This window comes from Pseudomonas sp. BS-2016, from assembly GCF_001806145.1.
Classification (GTDB): Bacteria; Pseudomonadota; Gammaproteobacteria; order Pseudomonadales; family Pseudomonadaceae; genus Aquipseudomonas; species Aquipseudomonas lundensis.
Map to the genome: position 1 here is coordinate 1 of NZ_MLCT01000156.1, position 2467 is coordinate 2467.

Consider the following 2467-nt stretch of genomic DNA (forward strand, 5'->3'; position numbering starts at 1 on the left):
AGGAGAAGGGGTTGATCAACGTCACCGTGATCAAGGGCGTAAGCCCAGTGGCCGCGCAAGTCACCGGCACTATCAAGGACCTGGGCGGCAAAAGCGAGATCCTGACGTTCAAGCAGATCGAAGAAAAAGGCGGCATCAGCTACCTCGCGCCCTACACCGTGACGCAACGGGAATACAAGACCTTCACCATCAACGTTGAAACCGGCGGCAAGGCCCACGGCTTCCAATTCAACCAAGAACTGTTCCCCGCCCAATGATGAACCTTACCCAACTCGTACTCGCCAGCCATAACGCCGGCAAACTCAAAGAACTGCAGGCCATGCTCGGTGAGTCTGTGCAACTGCGTTCGATCGGCGAGTTCAGCCAGGTCGAACCGGAAGAGACCGGCCTGTCGTTCGTCGAGAATGCCATCCTCAAGGCCCGCAATGCTGCGCGTATCTCTGGCCTGCCGGCCCTGGCGGATGATTCGGGCCTGGCCGTGGATTTCCTCGGCGGCGCCCCTGGTATCTACTCGGCCCGTTACGCCGACGGCCAGGGCGATGCAGCCAACAACGTCAAGCTGCTCGACGCCCTCAAAGACGTGCCGGAGGCCGAGCGTGGTGCGCAGTTCGTCTGCGTGTTGGCCCTGGTGCGGCATGCCGACGACCCGCTGCCGATTCTGTGCGAAGGCTTGTGGCACGGGCGCATCCTGCACGCGGCCAGCGGTGAACATGGCTTTGGCTATGACCCGCTGTTCTGGGTGCCGGAGCGCAATGTCTCCAGCGCTGAACTGAGCCCGGCCGACAAAAATCAGATCAGCCACCGCGCCCGCGCCATGGCGTTGCTGCGCCAGCGCCTGGGTTTGAAATGACCCAGAACACCTCTGCGCAGCCGCTGATCCACGGTGGCGCGCAAACACCACGGGCGGCCCTGCCCCATCTGCCGCCCCTGGCGCTGTATATCCACATCCCGTGGTGCGTGCGTAAATGCCCGTATTGCGACTTCAACTCCCACACCGCGAGCAAAGTGCTGCCGGAAGAAGAGTATGTGGATGCCCTGCTGGCCGACCTGGACCAAGACCTGCACGCCGTATATGGCCGTAAGCTGAGTTCGATCTTCTTTGGCGGCGGCACGCCCAGCCTGTTCAGCGCGGCTGCACTGGGCCGCCTGCTCAAGGGCGTTCAAGCGCGTATCCCGTTTGCTGACGATATCGAGATCACCCTGGAAGCCAACCCCGGGACGTTCGAACAAGAGAAGTTCGTGGCGTACCGCAAACTGGGGATCAATCGCCTGTCCATCGGCATCCAGAGCTTCCAGCAAGAGAAGCTTGAAGCCCTGGGCCGCATCCACAATGGCGATGACGCCGTGCGCGCAGCCGGCATGGCGCGCCAGGCCGGGTTCGACAACTTCAACCTGGACTTGATGCACGGCCTGCCCAACCAGTCCCTGGAGGACGCCTTGGGCGACCTGCGCCAGGCCATTGCACTCAAGCCGACGCACCTGTCCTGGTACCAACTGACCCTGGAACCCAACACCGTGTTCTGGAACCAGCCGCCCGCGCTGCCGGAAGACGACACGCTGTGGGATATCCAGGAAGCCGGCCAGGCACTGCTCGCCGAACACGGTTACGCACAATATGAAGTCTCGGCCTACGCCCAACCGGGACGGCCGGCGCGGCATAACCTCAATTACTGGAGCTTTGGCGACTTTATCGGCATCGGCGCCGGGGCCCACGGCAAGCTCAGCCACCCGGACGGGCGCATTATCCGCACCTGGAAAACCCGTGCACCAAAGGACTACCTCAACCCGGCCAAAAGCTTCCAGGCCGGCGCGAAAGAACTGACCAACGATGAACTGCCGTTCGAGTTTCTGATGAACGCGCTGCGCCTCACCGAAGGGGTTGATGCCAAGCTCTACGCCGAGCGCACCGGCCTCGATCTGGCCAGCCTCGATGAAGGCCGCCGCGACGCAGAACAAAGTGGATTAATGCAGGTCGAACCGTCACGCCTGGCGGCCACCGACCGCGGGCAACTCTTTCTCAATGACCTGTTGCAGAAGTTTTTGAGCTGATAGCTCTTAAGGAAATCGAATGGATCTGGTACTCGACCTGCTCGCCACCGTATCCCGCTGGAGCCGTAGCAACCTGTCGGAAATCTCGTTGGCCCTTGTGGGCTGTTTGCTGGTTCTGTTCGGCGCCGACATCAAGGGCTGGGTCGAAGCGCGCCTGGGCAGCATCGCCGGCGCCTTGCGCGTACCCTTGATGGCCCTGCTGTGCCTGATCGGCAGCGGTGCGGCGTTGATCTATGCCACGCCGTGGATTGTGCGGGGGTTGAGCCAGTTCAATAACTACAGCCTGGCACCGGTGTTGATCGTGGTGCTGGTGTTGATTGGCGTGGTAGCAGACCGCCGCTGACTCAGCAGGCACTACAAAACAAATGTGGGAGCTGGCTTGCCTGCGATACAGACACCTCGGTGTATCAGTGATACC

4 protein-coding genes are annotated in these 2467 nt (G+C 61.6%); all 4 read left to right on the forward strand.

The window, feature by feature from the left end:
• On the forward strand, nucleotides 1–257 hold a 257-nt coding region (locus BKD70_RS23255), incomplete at its 5' end, for a DUF4426 domain-containing protein (protein WP_139145824.1).
• On the forward strand, nucleotides 254–850 hold the full coding sequence (rdgB, locus tag BKD70_RS23260; protein ID WP_070415484.1) for an RdgB/HAM1 family non-canonical purine NTP pyrophosphatase: 597 nt from the start codon (nucleotides 254–256) through the stop codon (nucleotides 848–850). The genes BKD70_RS23255 and rdgB, both read left to right, overlap by 4 nt.
• Complete coding sequence (hemW, locus tag BKD70_RS23265) at nucleotides 847–2049, forward strand: radical SAM family heme chaperone HemW (protein WP_070415485.1); 1203 nt, start codon at nucleotides 847–849, stop codon at nucleotides 2047–2049. Before rdgB ends, hemW begins: the two co-directional genes overlap by 4 nt.
• 19 nt (nucleotides 2050–2068) lie before the next feature.
• Complete coding sequence (locus BKD70_RS23270) at nucleotides 2069–2392, forward strand: DUF3392 domain-containing protein (RefSeq protein WP_003195099.1); 324 nt, start codon at nucleotides 2069–2071, stop codon at nucleotides 2390–2392.
• Nucleotides 2393–2467 lie beyond the last annotated feature (75 nt).